Raw genomic sequence first — 18,900 nt, 5'->3', positions numbered from 1 at the left:
GCCTCGATTTCCGAGGGCGTGAAGCGCGTTACCTGCATCATGAACCCGTCCTTCGCCTGAAAACGCCGAGCATAGCTTGCCCGAATGTCTCCGCAGCGGACTCTGTTCCACCCATAGAGCCTGGCCAAGTGGCGTACATCCGGTGGTGGTGGATCTCGTGGAAGATCGTGGCCACAGCCGTATCCATATCCGCCAGTCCCATGTTGGAGATCTGGATCACCGGACGTCCTCGCGGGCCCAGATTCGGCCTTCCATTACCGTCGTGCGGACTATTTCCGTAAGCAGGCAGGCCATCTCCAGCGGTGCGGATCTCTGGCACGTGCACGATGTCGTACTGGGCAACACTCATGTCAGCCCTGCCGAGTGCCATCTTCACCTGCTTGATGCTAACGGCAGCGCCGTTCTTCCCTCCAGGAGCACTCTGGGGGTCTACACCGCAGTTGTGAACGAGTACCGGCGTAGCCCCCGCCACCACATAATACGTGTGGACGTTACTGACAGTGAGGTTGTGGACGGTAGCCCGCTGGCTGGTCCAGCGTTTGACCGCGGTGATCTGGACGAGCGTGCCGCTGCTGGTCTCCAGCCACTGGCCGCTCTTGAGGTCGGTGGCGTCGACCCATTCGCCGAGTTCGGGGACCCAGAAGGGGTGCCCGTCGGTGGCGGTGATCGTGTCCTTCACCGGGCCCTTGGCACCGTCGGTGTCGACGGTGATCTCGACCAGATGCTTGACGCCGTTGCCCTTGATCTCGGCGGTGATGGTCTGGACGCTGGTCTCGCCCGTCTCGGGGTCCGTGGCCCGGACCTTGTCGCCGAGGTCGATCTTCTCGATGGGCTTGGTGGAGCCGTCGGCCATCAGCACCTCGGTGCCGGGTGTGAAGCTGTTGTCCACCGAGCAGCCCTGGGCGGGGCCATCGGAGTCCTTGCCGCCCCCGTTGTCGGACTTCTTCTCCGCTCCGTCGTTCTTCTTTCCGCCGGAGTCGCCCTTCTTGGCCTCGGGAGCCTTCTTCGCCTTGGCCGGAGGGGCCGGCTCGGGCTTCGGCTTCGGCTTGGGTGTGGACGGCGGCGTCACGTTGTCGACGTTCTTGGTGGCGTCCTTGACCTTGTCGGCCGCCTTGACCGCGTCCGTCGCCGCGTCTGCGGCGTCGACGGCCTTGTTGACGTACTTGGCACCCTTGGCCGCGCTCGCGGCATAGCCCACGAGCGGGATCGCCGAGGCGTAGGAGAGGCCGGCGTCGACGTAGTTGCCCTCGGCCGTGTACCAGAGGCCGTTGATCAGGTCGGCGGGCTCACCGAAGCCGGGCACCAGTCCCGCGACATCGAGGGCGCCGTGGCCGATCGGGCTGATCCAGGACTCGCCCCAGTACAGACCCGTCGGGTCCGGGAAGACCAGCGGGTTGTTCCGGCCGTACGCGTACGCGTTGAGGTGCTGCGGATCGTCGAGGTTCAGTTGCGGGTCGACGGACACGAAGCGCCCGGTGGCCGGGTCGTACTCCCGCGCGCCGAGATGGATCAGGCCGGTCGTCGCGTCGGCCGTTCCGCCGACGAAGGACTTGTCACCCGGCCAGGCACCCGCGGCCGGCTTGGTGCCGCGTACCTCACCGAAGGGAAGCGTGCGGCGTTGGACCAGCGCCGAATCGGCGGCCTTGACGGCGATTTCGGCGGTGCCGTTCTGACCGCCGATCAGCCAGGTCACCCCCGCTGCCGTCCGTACGGCGATCTGCTGACCGCCGTGGGAGTAGTAACGGGTACCGGTAAGAGTGCTCTTGCCGGTGTCCAGGCGGATTTCCTGGGCCCCGAGATAGAGGGTGACCGCTCCCTTCTCCTTGCGCAGGAGCCGGCTTCCGTCGGCGCCGTAGACGAAGGACGTCTGGTTGGCCTCGTCCAGCACACCGGACGCATAAGGAGTGACCGCGGCCAGGAGGCCCTCGTCGTCCCAGGTCAGCTTCTGGTCGACCGCCGGGGACAGATCGGTCGCCGCTTTGGTACGCCGAGTGGTGTTCCCCGTCTCGTCGTACTCGAAGGCCTGGGCTGCTGTGACGTCCTTGGCGGAGGTGACCGTCCGCGCCTCGGCGGACTTCAGCGCGTGGGAGGGCGCGTGGCCCGTGCCGTTGGGGGTGTAGGTGGTCGTCTGGGTGATGGCCGCCGTACCCGTGGTGCCCGTCGCGTGGCGGACCTCGCTGGTGCGGTTGCCCGCCGCGTCGTACTCATAGGAGTGCCAGTACGGTGCCGGGCCGCCGACCGTGGCCTCGCCGGCGCTCGCCGCGCAGGCGGTGGCAGTCTGGGTCCAGGCCGAGGTCAGCCGACGCAGATAGTCGTACGTGAAGCACTGGACGTCCGCGGTCTTGCCCTCGGGCGCGTCCGCGATCTTCTGGATGTTGCCGGAGTCGTCGTACCCGTAGGTGATGTCCGAGTCGGGGGTCGAGACGATCTCGCGGTCGGTGCGGGCGCGTTCCAGGCGCCGCGTGCCCTCCTCATAGGTGTTGGTGAGCCAGGTGTACTTGTCGGCGCTGGCCGTGCCGAGGGTGAGCTGGAGGACCTCGCCATAGTTCGAGTAGCGGGTCTCGCGGGCGTAGTCGGTGGTGCCGCCCAGGGTGAAGGACGGCAGACCGGTGGCGGTGTAGCCCGTAGTGACGGTTTCCGCGGGGAGGTCACCGGCCGCGGGGAGGCCTACGTCGTCGACCGACCCGTCCGGCTTGTAGGAAGCCGTGGTGGAGTAGGTGCCGGCCAGCTTCCCCTCGGAGGCGGGGATCGTCACCGAGCTCTTCGTCGGACGGCCCCCGGCGTCGTAAGCGTCGACCGCCGACGTGTACCCGTTGTTTCCGACCCACTTGGTCGCCGAGGCCAGCCGCCCCTTGCCGTTGGGGACAGTTGCGCCGTCGTACTCCCAAGTCGTCAGCTTGGTGTCGCCGTTGTAGAGGGACCGCTGACGGCCGAGCTTGTCGTAGCTGTAGGTGAGCGTGATGTCACGGTCGTTCTTGACCGTCTTGAGCTGGTCGAGATCGTTGTACGTCATGTCCGTCGTACCCGCGTCCGGGTCGACCGCCTTGAGCTGCCGGCCGCGCACGTCGTACTCGTACGACCAGACGTTCCCGGCCTCGTCCTTCACCTCGGACAGGCGGCCCGCCTTGTCGTAGGTGTACGCGGTGGTGTCCGCGTCGCCGGTGGGCGAAGACGCTTTGAACTCGAGGAGTTTGGTGGTCTGGCCCTGGGCGTCCGTGTACGCGGCGGTCGGGGTCTCACCGGTCGGCGGATCCACGGTGGTGTGGTCACCGTGATAGGCCGTCTTGGTGCGCCACTTCTCGGTGCCCGCCACCCGGAAGATCTCGTCCGTCGGACGGCCCGCCGCGTCGTACGCCGTCTCCGTCTCGCGCGGCGTGCCTTCGGAGGCGTCGGCGACGTTCACGAAGGTCGTGCTCACGGCGGCCGAGTTGTAGAACGGACCGATCTGCTTGGTCGCCAGCCCACGGCTGTCGTACTCGGTGGTCGAGATGACCCGGCCCGTGTTCGCCGCCGGGGTCTGGGTCTGACGGGAACGCAGCAGGCCGTCGCTGAGCTGGTGGCTGGTGGCCACCGAGCCGTTGGGGAGCAGGGACTTGGTGGTGGTGACCACCGGGCCGTTGTTGCGGACCAGGTAGGCGTATTCGAGGCTCGGGGTGTCCGTGGCCTTGGCACGCCCCGGGAGCCAGACCTTGAGCAGGCGGCCGAGGGCGTCGTACTCCAGGTCGGTGCGCTGGTTGTTGGCGTCGACCGTGGCGGTGACCAGGCCCCAGCGGCGGTCGACGGTCGACGTGGTGCTGTTGCCGGCGGGGTCGACCACCTTCATGCCGGTGACCGGGCCGCCGGTGGTGGGTATGTACGTGGTCTTGGTCGCGACGCTCTGCTGGTCGGCGGACTCCGTCACGCGGCCGTGGGTGTCGTACTTGGCGGTGGAGGTCGTCACGTACTGGGGCGTGCCGTCGGTGGCGTACCCCTTGACCTTCTCGCTCCTGACGACATCGCCCTTGGTCGGCGTGGTCCCGTACGTGTCCGGGTCGTCGTACCAGGTGCGGACGTCCGAGATCGCCTCGCCCTTGTACGAAGTGGGCGCGCCGTCATCGCAGTTGACGGGGACGACCGCGACCCGCTTGAGCAGGGTCAGGAGATTCGCGGCGAGGTTGCGGTTGTACGTGTTGGTGGTGCAGGTGTCGTCGTCCGGGTCGGCGAGGTCACCGGAGTCGGAGGAGCGCTCCAGCATGCCGTAGGAGTCGTAGAAGTGCTCGATGGAGGCGCGGCGGAACTTGCCGTCGTCCAGGGCGGTGCGGGTCTTCGTCGACTTGACCGCGGCGAAGGTCGCGTCGTCGCTGCCCTCCGACGCCGTGGCGGCCGACTTCCAGGGGGTGCTGACGGTGCCGCTGACCTCGGCGGTGCCGTTGAAGGTGCGCTGCTCCAGCTGGAAGCCCTGGTGGCGGTCGTCGTCACGGACCTTGGTGCCGTCGGTGGCGGTGACCGTCACCGGCTTGGTGCCGCCGGAGTCGTTCTCCCGGTCTCCGTCCATGCCCTGGAGGTAGGTGGTCTCGGTGCGCAGCTGCTTACTGGCGGAGTCACCGACCTTCGTGGTGACGGTGCGGTAGCCGCGCCACTGGCTCCAGGTCTTCTTCTTGGTCTTGACGAGCTCGCTGTCGTCGAAGTGCCAGGCGGCACCGCTGTAGTCGTACGACGTCGTCTTGTTGGGGCCGGTGACGGTGACCTCGTCCTCGACCACCGAGTCGACGACGAACTTGTGGAACCAGTCCTCCTTCTCCCCGATCGTGCCTTCCTTCGACCAGAAGGAGGGCATGCAGCGCTTGGTGTTGGTCTCGGGGGTGGGGAGGGTCGAGGGCGTGCACTCGGTGGGCTTGTAGTTCACCGAGATGGTGCCGCCGGTCTCGGACTGGATGGCCCGGATGCGCCACTTGTACATCGGGAGCCGGTCGTCGGCGCCCGTGTCGACGCGGTTGGCGTCCTGCCGCTCGAAGAACGTGAGCTTGGGCAGCTTGTTCGCGCCGTCCTTGCCGGAGTGGGTGATCGACTCCAGCCAGAGGGCGGGCGAGGCGGTGGTGTTCGCGCTCTGGTACTTGTGAGCGAGTTCCCAGACGTCCACGTCGTTGTACGTCTTGCCGTCGGACTGGAGCACCTGCGTGGAGACCTTCGCCAGCCGCTTGCGGGTGAAGAAGGTCGGCGCCCACTGGTCCTTGCACTCGGTGTCGCTGGTGCAGATCTGCTCGAAGGGCACGTCCGGCCAGCGGGTTGCGGTGGACTCCTTCAGGTCGCCGGGCTCGCAGTCGGCCGCGGCGCCGGTGCAGCGCTCAGCGGTGGTGAAGACGACCTGTGCGGGCGCGGCGGTGGTGTTCTCCTTGCCCTCCTGCTCGCCGTACTCGATCCGCTTGAGATAGCCGCCCCGGTCGTAGCCGACGACCTTGTCACCGCGCACGGTGTCGTACTTGTTCGTCTCGGTGCCGTAGTAGTACGTCATCGAGTTGCCGTGCACGTCCACGACGTAGTCGAGGTTCCAGCGCCAGGACTGCTGGCAGCGGGAGTCCTTGAAGGTGTCGGCGTGGCAGGGCTCGTCCTTGTCGTCACCGAAGACCGGGACCTCCCAGGAGGCGCCGGTGAATTCGGTGTCGGCCGACTCGCGCTTGCCCTTGCCGAAGTAGTAGCGGGTGCCGTCGACCGTCGTGACCAGCCAGTACTCGCCGTTGTCGTCGCCGTTGAAGCCTCCGGTCCTCCGCTCGATGCGGGTGCCGTCGTCCTGCTTGAGCCGGAACTCGTTGGCGGATTTCTTGACCAGCTCACCGGCGCGGCCACCGAAGTTCATGGTGGCGTTGTCGGAGTGCCAGCACTGGTCGTACTTCTGCGCCCCGGCCTCGTCGTGACCGTCCTCGGTGCAGGAGCGGTACGCGCGCTCGATGTAGCCGGCGCTGAGGTCGAAGCCCTCACCGATCCAGGAGGTCTGGTTGTTGCTGGAGGCCGTACGGCCGTCCGTGGAACCGGAGTTGTATCCGAGGCCGAGCTGCGGGGAGGGCCCGGCCACGGCGGGCGGCACGCGCAGCGGGTACTGCCAGGTGAAGCTGCCGGTCTGGCCGGCCACCTGCCAGGAGGCGGACGGCGAGAGCGAGGTCGCCGCGTAGGAACCCGAGCCGCCGGAGGGCGCGGCGGAGACCGCGAGCAGCGGGGCCTTGCCGGCGGGCAGTGCGGCCACGTCGGCGGTGAGCTTCCGGGCTCGTACGTCGTTGTCGGTGTCCAGCGGGGTGACGGTCTGGCACTTGGCGGCCTTGGGCGTGGTCAGCGCGCAGGCGGGCAGCGCGACCAGCCGCAGCCGCTGGGCCCAGTCACCGCCGTAGGCCTGGGCGAAGGAGCCGTATGCGACCTCGACGGAGACCTTGCCCTGGGTGAGGGCGTCGCGGCCGTCGGAGCGGGTCACCTTGAGGAGCAGGCCGTCGATCTTGGCCTTCTGCGCGCTGGAGTGTCCGAGCACCTCGACCTTGGCGCGGGTCGGCACGGCTTCCCGGACGGCCTTGGCGGACGCCTTGGGCCGACCGATACGGACCGGCAGCGAGCCGGCCTTCTTCTTCGCGGCCGCGGCAACACCGGGCGTCCCCGCGCCGGCCAGGGCGACGGTGGCGCTGCCCGCCTTGGGCCAAGCAGCCTTGGGGCTCGCCGACTTGCCGTATCCGGACAGGTGCTTGAGTGGGGTGGTCTGGCCGTCCGCCTCCACCACCGGGGTGGAGGCGACGTCCTGGGTCTTGGGGCGCCGCTGCTCCCGGGCGTCGTCGTCGGCGCCGAGTGCGGGGGTGCCCTGGAGCAGGGTCAGTGTCAGGGTCGCCGTCACCGTCGTGGCAACGGCTTTCGCCCAGTTGCGGGCGTGATGTCTTCTCGGTGCGCGCACGCGCGCTCCCCTCCCGTGTGATGTGGAAGGCGCCCTGGTCAGGAACGCCGGAGTCAGCTGTTGGCGAGCCGGTGGAGTCAGCTGTTGGCGAGCCGGTGGATCTCGGTGCCGTTGAGGAGCCCGGGCACGAGGCGCACATCGTCGATGTCACCAGCGAAGTAGTCGTTCCATTCGCCGTCGTACAGGGCACGGCCGATGCTGAGGCTCTTGGTTGCGTTCCAGACGTCGGTGACGGCGGCGCTGCCCTGCTCCTCGCCGTCGACGTAGAGGGTGAACTTCCGGGCCACCGGGTCGTAGGTCCCGGCGAGGTGGGTCCACTTGTTGACGGTGGCGGGCTTCTCACTTGCGGCCATGGCGCGTACGAGGTCGACGCCTGCCGTGTCGGAGACATGGCGGCCGAAGATCCAGCGCTTGTAGGCCGTGGAGTAGTAGAGGTTGAGGCCGTTGCCCTGGGAGCCGGCCTGGCTGACCACCGAGATGTTCTTGGCCAGTGAGGTGGGGCGGACCCAGGCGGAGACGCTGAACGCCTGGCCCGTGTGGACGGCCGGGGCCGCGGTGGCGTAGTCGCTCGTGCCGTTGAAACGCAGTGCCTTGTCGGCGGGGTCGGTGGCCGACTGATGGCCGCTCACCCAGTCGGCGCCCTTGACCGTCAGGACGCGGCCGTTGCCGGAGGAGTCGGGCGCGGTGGTGCCGGAGGTCTGGTCGAGCCCGTAGACGGCCGCGGCACAGGTGTCGGCGAGGGCGTCGGCGCAGGCACGGTCGGTGGTGAAGATGTACTTCTCCAGCGGTCCTCGGTTGCCGGCCCGGTCCACACTGCGCACGTAGAGCACGTTGGGGCCGAAGGTGCTCGGGGCCACCTCGATGGTCGCGTCGCCGCCCAGGGCCGCCGGGGTGGCCTTGCGGCCGGGAGTGTCGGAGCCGAGGTCCCACTCGTAGTACTCGATGTCGTTCTTGAAGACCGAGTCGGAGTTGCCGTTCGCGGAGAAGGTGAAGTGCCGCTTGCTGTTGACCGGCAGGTCGGACTCCGCGGCCACCGGTTCGACGTGCGGCTTGGTGTCCGGCTTCTCGACGTCCACCACGAACTCACACCAGTCGGACCAGTCGGAGTACCCGGAGTCCTTGAGCTTGCCGGTGGACCCGTCATAGGTCTGGGCGTGCCAGCGGTAGCCCTTGCCGTGCTTGAGCTCCTTGACCGGGATGTTCTCCTCGAACACGCCCTCGTTCTGCGGCCCGTCCTTGCCCTCGTAGACCATGGGCTGACCGTCGAGCTGGTCCCACACCCGGAAGGTGGCGGTGAGGTTCTGGCCGGTGCCGTCGGTGTACGAGTCGGCGTCGGTGCCGCTGACCGCCATGGTCGGGGTCGCGTCGCGGATCCACGGACGCTTGGTGTTGTCGGCGGTGCAGGTCTTCTCCTCCGGGTTGCTCAGCCGCTCGTTGTACGGCTTGCCCGGGGTGGTGTTGTACGTGAGGACGAGCTTGGCGTTGTCGCCGCGGAAGCGCTTCCAGGAGTTGGCGTCGTCCTCGTCGGCGGCGCGCAGCGAGAAGGCGATCGGGTCCTCGGCGGCGATCTTCTTACGGACGCTGGAGGTCAGGTTCTCGTTGCTCTCGTCCGCGTTGTCCTGGAAGTCGACCCAGCTCGCGGGAGCGTCGGGACTACAGCTGTCACCGCGCCCGTAGGCCACCGTGCGGTCGACCATCAGGTCGCCGTCCTTGGGCTTGTTGTTCCAGTTGGTGGCCGAGTCGACACCGCCCTCGGCGACCATGTGCAGATTGACGGTGCTCTTCGTGCAGGAGAAGGAGAAGGTCTCGTAGGCCTCGAAGACCGCCTTGGAGATGGTGCGGTTCTTCCAGCCACCGGTGGAGAACTGGAAGTACATCCGGTTGGTGTACGGCGAGGTGCTGCACGCGTAGTACGTGCCACCGATGCTCTTGTACGAGCAGCGGCCGATGCCCTCGTCGTCCTTGAACTTGTGGAACTCGGTGCTGGGGTGGGCGCTGGACACGTACAGCCACTCGCTCTTGGACATGCCGGCGTCCGGATCGATGTAGACCGGGAAGTCGGTGTCGGAAGCGGTGAGGAGGGCGTGGTCCGGCTCGATGGTGACCGTCGACGAGGAGACCGTCAGGCCCATGTCGGCGACCTTGGCGCCGGAGGCGGGCGTGTCGTCGGCCGCGGTGTCGCCGGAGGCGGGGACGGAGTCGGCCGGCGCATCGGGCGCCGCGGTCCCCGTGGAGGAGTCCCACATCTTGGGAGCCTGGCCGCCGAAGACCCGCTCCCCGGAGGCATCCACCGCCTGGAGTCCGCCGGCCGGGCCGGTGCCCAATTCCAGGCCGTCGGACCGTACGGGCAGGCGCAGTTCGGCGAGTTCGGGGTTGCGGGCCGCCTCCGGGGTCTTGACCTTCAGGACGTACGAGTAGCCCGTGACCGAGGCGCTGGTCAGCAGGTCCACACCGGGCAGCACCTCGCGGTACGCGGCGGTGTCGCCGTCCAGGACCGGCTCGGGCAGCGGGGCGGGCCAGCGCAGCGTGAACGACTTGCCGTCCTCGCCCAGGGTGACCAGATCCGACGAACCACCGGCGGCGAAGGCCACATCGACGACGGCGGCCTTGGGGCCGACGGTGCCGTCAGGGCGGCGTTCGAGGGTGGCGTCGGCCGGCTGCCAGCTGCCGTCGGCACGCTGCACCCGCTGGGGCTGGGCGCTGGTCTCGCTGGTGAGGCTGCCGTCCGGGTTGGCGAAGACCAGTTCGTCCTCGGTGCGTTGCTGAAGAATCTCCACTCGCTCGCCCGAGGCGGCGGCCCGGGCGAAGGCGGTCGCCTCGGCCGAGGCGGATGCGGATGCGGATGCGGATCCGGGCGTGGTCTGCCCACCGGTTTCCGCGGTGTCGGTCGCGGTGGCGACGGCTGGTGTCACGCCGAGTACGACGGCGGTGCCGAGCAGTACGCCAAGTGTCCGGACAGCACGATGCCGCCGGCGCCAAGGGATAGTCATTCCCCGTGCCCCTTCCCCCCGGAGCTCTCCCCAGAGCCCCGCTATGAAATTGATGTGGTCGAACTGTGGTGGCCCTGTGGTGGCCCTGTGGTGATTTGGACGGTAGGCGACAGTCGGTACTCAAGGGAAGGCGATCCAATCAGGGCATCCTGGCGATTAATTGGACGTACCTTTACCTGCCGGAAAGGTGACGTGCACCACATGGGTCCACCGAGGCGCGTTTGCTGCAGCGTTGCGGAATGCACAGCTCAGCCCCAGCCGGACCACAGTGCGTGCCCATCCGCGGGAGGCAGAGTGCGCTGGTGACCTCTGCCACTGATCCACTGTCCGAGGCTCCGACGACCCCCCACGCGCCGCCTCCGTCGGCGCCCGCGGAGCCCTCCCCCTCAGCACCCCGCTGGTCCCTCCCCGTGCTCCTCGCGATCATGGTGCTGGCCGGGGTCCTGTACTCCTGGAACCTCTCCTCCTCCAACCTGAACAGCTTCTACAGCGCAGCCGTGCTGAGTGGCACGCACAGCTGGAAGGCGTGGTTCTTCGGCTCGCTCGACGCGGGCAACTTCACGACCGTGGACAAGCCACCCTTCGTACTGATGGTGATGGGCCTGTCCTGCCGTGTCTTCGGCTTCGGTACCTGGCAGATGATGGCGCCGCTGGTCGCCTCCGCGCTGGGCACGATCTGGATTCTGCACTCCTCCGTGAAGCGCTTCTTCGGGCACGCGGCGGCCGCCGTCGCCGCGCTGGTCCTTGCGCTCACCCCGATCACCGTGGCCATCAACCGCGACAACAACCCCGACACCCTGCTCGTCTTCCTGATGGTGGCCGGTGCCGCACTCGCCCTGCGCGCCGTGCGGGACGGGCGGCTGCTGCCGCTGCTCGGCTCGGCGGTCTGCTTCGGTCTCGCCTTCAACACCAAGATGCTCCAGGGCTACATCGCCCTGCCCGCCGTCTTCGCCGTCTATCTGTACGCGGCCCACGCGGACCTGGTGAAGCGGCTCGTCAACCTGCTGCTGGCGGGCGTGGCCCTGGCCGTCTCCAGCTTCTGGTGGGCGGCGGCCGTGTCGCTGGTGCCCGCCGCCGACCGGCCGTACATCGGCGGCTCCACGGACGGCACCGCCTGGAACCTGATCATGGGCTACAACGGCCTCGGCCGGGTCTTCGGCGGCGAGGGCAACATGGGCGGAGGTGGCGGCGGCGGGGGTGGCGGCTTCTCCGGCACCGCCGGGATCGGCCGCATGTTCAACGACGTACTGGGCGGCCAGATCTCCTGGCTGCTGCCGTTCACCGCGATCGCCCTGGTCGGCGGTCTGGTGCTGCGCGGCCGCGCCCCGCGCACCGACCTGACGCGCGCCGCGCTCCTGCTCTGGGGCGGCTGGACGGCGCTGCACTACCTCACCTTCAGCTTCGCCGAAGGGACCATGCACCCGTACTACACGACCGCGCTCGCCCCCGGCATCGCGGCCCTGTGCGGAGGCGGCGGTGTGCTGCTCCTGCGGGCCTTCCGCTCCGGCGACGCCAAGCGGTGGGCCTGGGTTCTGCCGGTCGCGCTCGCCGCGACCGGTATCTGGTCGGTCGTCCTGCTGCGCCGGATCTCCGGCTGGAACAGCTGGCTGTGGCCGGTGGTCGCGCTGGTCATGATGCTCGCGATCGCGGGTCTGCTCGCCCACCGTTTCCGCTTCGGCACGCGGGCCCGGCTGCTGGCGGCCGCGCTGGCCGCGGCGGTCGTCGCGTCCGTCGCCGGGCCGGCCGCGTACGCCGCATCCGTGCCGGCGGCCGGCGTCGGCGGCATGGGCGGCACCAACCCGACGGCCGGGCCCTCGTCGCGCGGCGGCATGGGCGGTGGCGGTGGCTTCCGCGGCGGCGGCGCCGGCGGTGCGATGCCCGGCGGTGCGCAGCAGGGTGGTCAGCGACCGGGTGGCCAGAACGGCGGGACGGGTACGCCTCCGAGCGGCGCGCCCGCCGGTGGCCAGCGGGGCGGCGCCCCCACGGGCATGCCTCCCGGCGGGGCCGGAGCGGGTGCGGGCGCCATGGGCGGCGGTGCCGGTGCCGCGCAGCGAGGCGGCATGGGTGGCGGCGGCCGCATGGGCGCCGGCGCCGACAGCGAGCTGATCTCCTATCTGGAGAAGCACCGGGACGGTGCCACCTGGCTGCTCGCGGTGTCCGGTTCGCAGAGCGCCTCCGCGCTCATCGTGAGCAGCGGACAGCCCGTCATCTCGATGTGGGGCTGGACCGGAACCGACAAGGCCATGACCCTCACCAAGCTCAAGGAGCTGGTCAAGAAGGGCGAGTTGCACTACGTCCAGCTCGGCGGCGGCATGGGCGGCGGCCGCGGCGGCTCCGACGGTGTCAGTGCGGAGGTGACGGCCTGGGTGCAGAAGAACGCCACGGCGGTCGACGCGAGCGCGTACAGCAAGAGCGCGTCCTCAACCGCCGGGGCCGGCGCCGAGGCGGGCTCCAACTCCGATGCGCAGAGCGCCCAGTCGGGCCTCTATCGCCTGGACCCGTCGGACGTCGGCTGACCGGCCTGTCGGAGGTTGGCTGACCGACCCGCCACGGCGTCGGCCGCGCGCAAACCGCGCCCGGCCGACGCCGAACGGGCAACGGGCATCGGGCAACGGGCATCGGGCATCGGGCATCGGGCAACACACCCGCACCCGGCACCCGGCACCGACACCGACACCGACACCGACACCGACACCGACCGACTCAAGTCACCCCCAACCGCCGCCGGTTGACGCCACCAACGGTCATCCACACCGGCCCCCGTACACCGCGGGCCCCTGCCCCACCCCGGGACAGAGGCCCGCGGCATACCGTCAAAAGCACCGCCAAATCGTGTGCACAACACGGGACTTGCCCGATCCCGACACACAATCGACCCACCTTGTTCACGCTCCGAAACGCGCATGCGTGCCACTCTCCCGTTGGCCGCTCATTCAACCCGCGTAGATCGGACTCCCCCAGATGCCCGCCACGCACATACGCCGCTGGAAGACGCTGGCGCTGACCACCTCAGCCGTACTCGTGGGCCTCACCGTGCCCGCGGTGACCGCCACCCCCGCGAACGCCACCACGACCTCGTACGACACCACGTACTACAAGAACGCCGTCGGCAAGACCGGTACGACCCTGAAGTCCTCGCTGCACACGATCATCAGCAGCCAGACGAAGATCTCGTACGACGCCGTCTGGAACGCTCTGAAGGTCACCGACCAGGATCCGAACAACAGCAACAACGTGATCCTGCTCTACAGCGGCACCTCGCGCGCCAAGTCCCTCAACGGCGGCGACACCGGCGACTGGAACCGCGAGCACACCTGGGCCAAGTCCCACGGCGACTTCGGCGAGGTGACCGGCCCCGGCACGGACCTGCACCACCTGCGCCCCGCGGACGTCCAGGTCAACAGCATCCGCGGCAACAAGGACTTCGACAACGGCGGCAGTTCGGTCAGCGGCGGGGGCGGCAGCCTCACCGACTCCGACTCCTTCGAGCCGCGCGACGCGGACAAGGGTGACGTGGCCCGCATGATCCTCTACATGGCGGTCCGCTACGAAGGCGGCGACGGCTTCGCCGACCTGGAGCCCAACGAGAAGGTCAGCAACGGCAGCAACCCGTACATGGGCAAGCTCACCGTCCTCAAGCAGTGGAACGACGAGGACCCGCCGAGCGCCTTCGAGGAGAAGCGCAACCAGGTCATCTACGACACCTACCAGCACAACCGCAACCCGTTCATCGACCACCCGGAGTGGGTCGAGGCGATCTGGTAGCGCGGCTCGGCGGCCCGAACTTCCTGTGCCTCCAAGGGAGTTCGGGCCGCAGGTGTGACCGACGCGACGGATACGACGACGTCGTGGTCGGCGGCCAGGACGGCGGCAAGGTGCCGCGACCTCGCAGGACCGTTGAGGTGTTACGAACAGCGGACGCGGAAGAGCGTGCGGATGTACGACTTTGTGGTGGTACTCCACACGCTCGGCGGGGCGGACGGGGTCAGACGCCGATGTCCTCCTCAGGGGCGGCATCGGAGATCTCGTCATCGTGGGGCACGGGGAGTCGAGCACCCCTGCTCCGGGCGACGCGATGCACGTCGTGGAGCGACTCCGTCAACCGAGCAGCGAGAAAGCGGAGTTGGGGTGCGGTCGCCTTGCCGTCACCGAGGAGGTCGGCGGCGTGGCCGAGGAGGTCGTCCGCCATTCCAAGCTGAACGGCTTCGACGTTGTCGGCTACGCGGGAGAGATGACTGGTCCCGGTGTTGTCGGTGACGAGATAGCAGGGGTTGCCGTCCAGGTTGGACCAGGGGAGGAGACGGGGCCGGCCGACGGCGGTGTCGCGACTCTCGTAGATCACGCGGCGGCCACCTCGATCCCGCGAATCCGGCACGGGCCGACGTCGACGCCGTGAATGTGCCGTGGCCCCACGTCGACGCCATGCACGGCGAACCAGAGGGCTCGACGCCGGGCGCGCTGCTCTCTGGCGAGCTCGCGTTGTTCGTGGGCGAGGACGTAGGGGCGGACGAGGGGGGAATCTTCGCCGCGGAGGATGGCGGTATGCGGAAGAGGTGGTGCGGGGACAGGCGGCACCCCCGTCGACCGATGACGGCCCGAGGCAGGGAGGAACCACCGCAACAGTGGCTCCACCAGGCAGGCGATATGGTGCAACATGCCTTCGACTCCAGTGCAGTTGAGGGCCATGCCCCCGGGCCGTCGCAAGCGGTCGCGGGGGTCCGTTCTTTCGGCCGAGATCGCTCGGCGCATGTGCAAGAGGTAACCGCTCCGACACCCTCCGCAGGTACCGTTGGAAGACGGTGGGACCGTGAACACCGTGAACGCTGCCGCTGAACGCCATGCATGCCGCCGGGAGTTGAGGACATGGCACGGAAACGCATCCCCAACCGCGCCCTGGACAACCTGCTTGACCAGGCACGATGGACCAGGACCCAGCTCGCACAGCAAGTGAATCGCCTCGGTCCCCAAGCAGGACTCGACCTGGCGTACGACCGCACCGCAGTCGCGCACTGGATTGCCGGGGTTCAGCCAAAACCTCAGGTCAGGGCTCTGATCGTCGAGGCCCTCTCGGCGCGGCTCGGACGTCCCGTCACTCATGCAGAAGCCGGCCTGGAGCCCGCGCCGTCACTCACAGCGTCCCAAAACGCCGACACTGTCGAGGAGTTGATCGACCTCGGAAGGGCAACGATGGACCCGTCCCGCCGCAGCGTGCTGGCAGCCACCGTCTTCTCTGCCGCCCTGCCAGTTCCCGCGTTCACCCTCCCCGTGCGAGCGGCGGACGAGTCGGTGACTCCCGGCAGGAAGACCGTTCGTATCGGTTCTTCGCAGGTGCAGTCGATCCGCACCATGACCGACCGGATCGCGGACATTCTCGACGAACTCGGTGCCGGGCACGCGATGCCCATGGCATCCGCGTTCCTCGTCAATACCGTCGGCCCCTGGCTCCAGGCACAGGCAACAGAACCTGTCCGCAAGGACATGCTGGCCGCCGCGTCCGACCTCACGTACCTGACCGGCTGGATGGCCATGTACGAGAGGGCCCACGGCCTCGGGCAGCGCTACTACGTCCAAGCCCTCGGCCTGGCCCGCGAGGCCGGAGACCACGTCACCTACTGCAGGACCCTGCGCGGCATGTCCCTCCAGGCCTCCAACCTCGGGTACGGCCCCAAAGCTCTGGAACTCGCGGACTCCGCAGCAGAAGCAGCACCCTCTGCGGGGCCGCGCCTGGTGGCGTTCCTACGCGGCCAGCAGGCCCACTCCGCGTCCATGGTGGGCCTGAGGCAACAAGCTCACACTCGCCTGAAGGAGGCGGAGGACGCGCTCTCGAAGGCGGACGACCGCCGGGATGCGATCGGCGGCTACGACCAGACTGCCTATCTCTTCCACGTCTCCCATGTCCTGTACGAGGAGAAGGACTTCGAGGGCTCGATCAAAGCCCTGAAACAGTCGATCCGCCTCCAGCCGAAGCAGGAACGCCAGGGTCGCGTGCACGCCTATGCGCTCCTCGCGCAGCGCCAGCTACGCGTCGGCCACTTGGACGCAGCCTGCGAGAGCTGGTCACGGTTCCTGGACGAATACGAACACGTCTCGTCCAACCGCGGTGACCAACACTTCCGCACGATGAGCACGGAACTACGCCGACGCCCAACTGCCCGGCCGGTGCGCGAGCTTGCGCTTCGGGCGCGGGATGTTGCTGCGGCCAAGACGGCGTGAGGCTCACAGAACCCGAGAGCGTCGACCCGTTTCACGGGCACCAGCGATGGAGTGCGAACATCACGGAACATGTCCAGTGAAGGTCACCGCGGACAGCCGATCAGGTGATCAGTCCGAGCCCAGGTGGGTGGGGGCGAACATCCGCAGCACCGCAGGCAGGACGACCACCGCGGGACCGGGGGCGGCCAGCGCCTTGGCCAGATCCGCTTCGAGTGTCTCGGGTGTCGTACGGATGCCGGGGACACCGAACGACTCGGCGAGCGCGACATAGTCGGGGCGCGTCAGCTCCGTGGCCGTGGCCTGCCCGAACGTGTCCGTCATGTACTCGCGCAGGATGCCGTAGCCGCCGTCGTCGACGATCAGCCAGGTGACGTTCAGGCCGGACTGCCTGGCGGTGGCCAGTTCGGCGATGGAGTACAGCGCGCCGCCGTCGCCGGAGACGGCGAGGACCGGGCGGCTCGGATCGGCCGCCGCCGCGCCGAGGGCCGCCGGGAAGCCGTAGCCGAGGCCGCCCGCGCCCTGCGCCGAGTGCATGGTGTTCGGGTGGCGGGCGTCGAAGGCCGACCAGGCCCAGTAGGCCAGGATCGTCATGTCCCAGAAGGACGGGGAGTCGTCCGGCAGGGCCCGCCGCACGGAGGCCAGCACGTCCTGTTCCAGGGTGAGTTCCTGGGAGGCGATGCGCTCGCGGACCCGGTCGAGGACGGCGCGTACGCGGTCACCGGCGGTGTCGTCCTCGCGTGCTTCCACCGTCTCCAGGAGCGCCGACAGCGCGAGCCGGGCGTCCGCGTGGATGCCGAGCGCCGGGTGGTTGGACTCCAGTTTGCCGAGGTCGGCCTCGATCTGGACGACCCGGCCGCGCGGCTTGAACGTGTGGTAGTTGGAGGAGAGTTCACCAAGGCCCGAGCCGACGACGAGAAGGACGTCGGCGTCCTCCAGGAAGTCCGTCGTGTGACGGTCCTCCAGCCAGGACTGGAGGGAGAGCGGGTGCTCCCAGGGGAAGGCGCCCTTGCCGCCGAAGGTGGTGATCACGGGCGCGTTCAGCTTCTCGGCGAGCAGGCGCAGCTTTCCGGACGCGTCGGCCCGTACGACACCACCGCCCGCGATGATCGCGGGGCGCTCGGCGCGGGAGAGCAGGTCGGCCGCCACCGCGGTCAGTTCGGGGCGCGGGACCACGTCCTTTGGTGTGGCGTCCATCGCGGTCACCACGGGCAGGTCGGTGCCGGCCAGCAGCACGTCCTGCGGGATCTCCACCCAGACCGGGCCGTGCGGGGCGGTCAGCGCCGACTCCCAGGCAGCCGCGATGGCCGACGGGATCTGCGAGGGCGTACGGACGGTGTGCACGGACTTCACCACGCCCCGGAACGAGGCCTGCTGGTCGGGGAGTTCGTGCAGATAGCCGTGGCGGCCGCCGCCGAGTCCGGCGGTCGGGATCTGGCTGCTGATGGCGAGCACGGGCGCCGAGGCGGCGGCCGCTTCCTGGAGCGCGGCCAGCGAGGTCAGGGCGCCGGGGCCGGTGGACAGGAGCAGCGGTGCCACCTCGCCCGTGATCCGGCCGTACGCGTCGGCCGCGAACCCGGCGTTGTTCTCGACGCGCAGGCCGACGTACCGCAGCGAGGAGCGGCGCAGGGCGTCGAACATGCCCAGCGCGTGCTGGCCGGGCAGTCCGAAGACGGTCGTCGCGCCGAGACCGGTGAGGGTCTCCACGACCAGGTCTCCGCCGTTGCGCCCGCCGGGCGGATTCAGGGCGGCTGCGGTCTGGGCGACCGTGGGACGGAGCACCAGGTCGTGGTCGTGCGTCACTTGGTCCGGGCCTCCGCGATCTGACGGGACATGATGGTGGTGAGCTCGTACGCCGTGTGGGAGGCGGCGACGGCGGTGATCTCGGCGTGGTCATAGGCGGGCGCGACCTCGACGACGTCCGCGGAGACCAGGTTGCAGGAGGACAGTCCCCGCAGGATCTCCAGGAGTTCGCGCGAGGTCATGCCGCCGGCCTCGGGGGTGCCGGTGCCGGGCGCGTGCGCCGGGTCGAGGCAGTCGATGTCGATGGAGATGTAGAGCGGGCGGTCGCCGATGCGCTGGCGCAGCTGGTCGGCGACCTCGTCGGCGCCGCGACGGTAGATGTCCGCCGAGGTGACGATGCCGAAGCCCATCTTCTCGTCGTCGGTGAGGTCCTGCTTGCCGTAGAGCGGGCCGCGGGTGCCGACGTGGGAGAGGGCGGAGGTGTCGAGGATGCCCTCCTCGACGGCGCGGCGGAACGGGGTGCCGTGGGTGTACTCGGCGCCGAAGTAGGTGTCCCAGGTGTCGAGGTGCGCGTCGAAGTGGAGCAGCGCGACCGGGCCGTGCTTCTTGGCGACCGAGCGCAGCAGCGGGAGCGCGATGGTGTGGTCGCCGCCGAGGGTCATCAGCCGGGCGCCGGTGCCGAGCAGCTCGTCGGCGGCTGCCTCGACGGTCTCCACGGCCTCGTTGATGTTGAACGGGTTGGCGGCGATGTCACCGGCGTCCGCGACCTGCGCGAGGGCGAAGGGGGAGGCGTCCTGCGCCGGGTTGTAGGGGCGCAGCAGCCGGGACGCCTCGCGGATCGCGTTGCCGCCGAAGCGGGCGCCCGGCCGGTACGAGACGCCGGAGTCGAACGGCACGCCGACCACGGCGACATCGGCGGAGCCGACCTCGTCGAGGCGCGGCAGCCGGGCGAAGGTCGCGGGACCGGCGTACCGCGGAATACGGGACGAGTCGACGGGGCCGCGGGGCGTCTCGTTGCTGCTCATGGTGAACTGCCTTCTTTCCTACGCTTCG

8 protein-coding genes are annotated in these 18,900 nt (G+C 69.1%); 3 read left to right on the top strand and 5 right to left on the bottom strand.

Features of this window, described 5'->3' with window-relative positions:
• Positions 1–37 precede the first annotated feature (37 nt).
• Positions 38–6,904 (bottom strand): polymorphic toxin-type HINT domain-containing protein, encoded by a 6,867-nt coding sequence (locus ACFVYF_RS14645; protein WP_389455563.1) that lies wholly within the window; start codon positions 6,902–6,904, stop codon positions 38–40.
• 77 nt (positions 6,905–6,981) lie between these two features.
• A complete protein-coding gene (locus ACFVYF_RS14640) occupies positions 6,982–9,894 on the bottom strand; it encodes a LamG-like jellyroll fold domain-containing protein (RefSeq protein WP_389455562.1) in 2,913 nt (970 codons plus the stop codon).
• Positions 9,895–10,196: 302 nt separating this feature from the next.
• Here ACFVYF_RS14640 and ACFVYF_RS14635 point away from each other — a divergent pair, with 302 nt between their 5' ends.
• Both ACFVYF_RS14635 and ACFVYF_RS14630 read left to right on the top strand, forming a co-directional pair.
• On the top strand, positions 10,197–12,410 hold the full coding sequence (locus ACFVYF_RS14635; RefSeq protein ID WP_389455561.1) for an ArnT family glycosyltransferase: 2,214 nt from the start codon (positions 10,197–10,199) through the stop codon (positions 12,408–12,410).
• A 445-nt stretch (positions 12,411–12,855) separates the two neighbouring features.
• Positions 12,856–13,659 carry an endonuclease I family protein gene (locus tag ACFVYF_RS14630; protein ID WP_389455560.1) on the top strand — a complete coding sequence of 268 codons (804 nt, stop codon included), beginning with the start codon at positions 12,856–12,858 and terminating at the stop codon, positions 13,657–13,659.
• 220 nt (positions 13,660–13,879) lie between these two features.
• Here ACFVYF_RS14630 and ACFVYF_RS14625 read toward each other — a convergent pair whose 3' ends face one another.
• Positions 13,880–14,236, bottom strand: coding sequence for a hypothetical protein (locus ACFVYF_RS14625; protein ID WP_389455559.1), 357 nt, complete (start codon positions 14,234–14,236; stop codon positions 13,880–13,882).
• Positions 14,237–14,757: 521 nt separating this feature from the next.
• Here ACFVYF_RS14625 and ACFVYF_RS14620 point away from each other — a divergent pair.
• Positions 14,758–16,107, top strand: a complete 1,350-nt coding sequence (locus ACFVYF_RS14620) for a tol-pal system YbgF family protein (protein ID WP_389455558.1) — start codon at positions 14,758–14,760, stop codon at positions 16,105–16,107.
• 108 nt (positions 16,108–16,215) lie between these two features.
• Here the strand turns inward: ACFVYF_RS14620 and ACFVYF_RS14615 are convergent, their stop codons facing one another.
• Positions 16,216–17,907 carry a thiamine pyrophosphate-binding protein gene (locus ACFVYF_RS14615; protein WP_389455557.1) on the bottom strand — a complete coding sequence of 564 codons (1,692 nt, stop codon included), beginning with the start codon at positions 17,905–17,907 and terminating at the stop codon, positions 16,216–16,218.
• On the bottom strand, positions 17,904–18,872 hold the full coding sequence (speB, locus tag ACFVYF_RS14610) for an agmatinase (RefSeq protein ID WP_389455556.1): 969 nt from the start codon (positions 18,870–18,872) through the stop codon (positions 17,904–17,906). The genes ACFVYF_RS14615 and speB overlap by 4 nt, the downstream gene beginning before the upstream one ends.
• Positions 18,873–18,900: the final 28 nt, after the last annotated feature.

It is taken from the genome of Streptomyces sp. NPDC058274 (assembly GCF_042881375.1).
GTDB lineage: Bacteria > Actinomycetota > Actinomycetes > Streptomycetales > Streptomycetaceae > Streptomyces.
The sequence above is the reverse complement of the archived record's forward strand: the minus strand, read 5'-3'. Positions and strand labels throughout refer to the sequence as shown.

Excerpts from the sequence above, each read along its gene's own strand:
- ACFVYF_RS14640 (WP_389455562.1), bottom strand. The coding sequence starts at position 9,894 with ATGACTATCCCTTGGCGCCGGCGGCATCGTGCTGTCCGGACACTTGGC.
- ACFVYF_RS14630 (WP_389455560.1), top strand. The coding sequence starts at position 12,856 with ATGCCCGCCACGCACATACGCCGCTGGAAGACGCTGGCGCTGACCACC.
- ACFVYF_RS14620 (WP_389455558.1), top strand. The coding sequence starts at position 14,758 with ATGGCACGGAAACGCATCCCCAACCGCGCCCTGGACAACCTGCTTGAC.
- speB (WP_389455556.1), bottom strand. The coding sequence starts at position 18,872 with ATGAGCAGCAACGAGACGCCCCGCGGCCCCGTCGACTCGTCCCGTATT.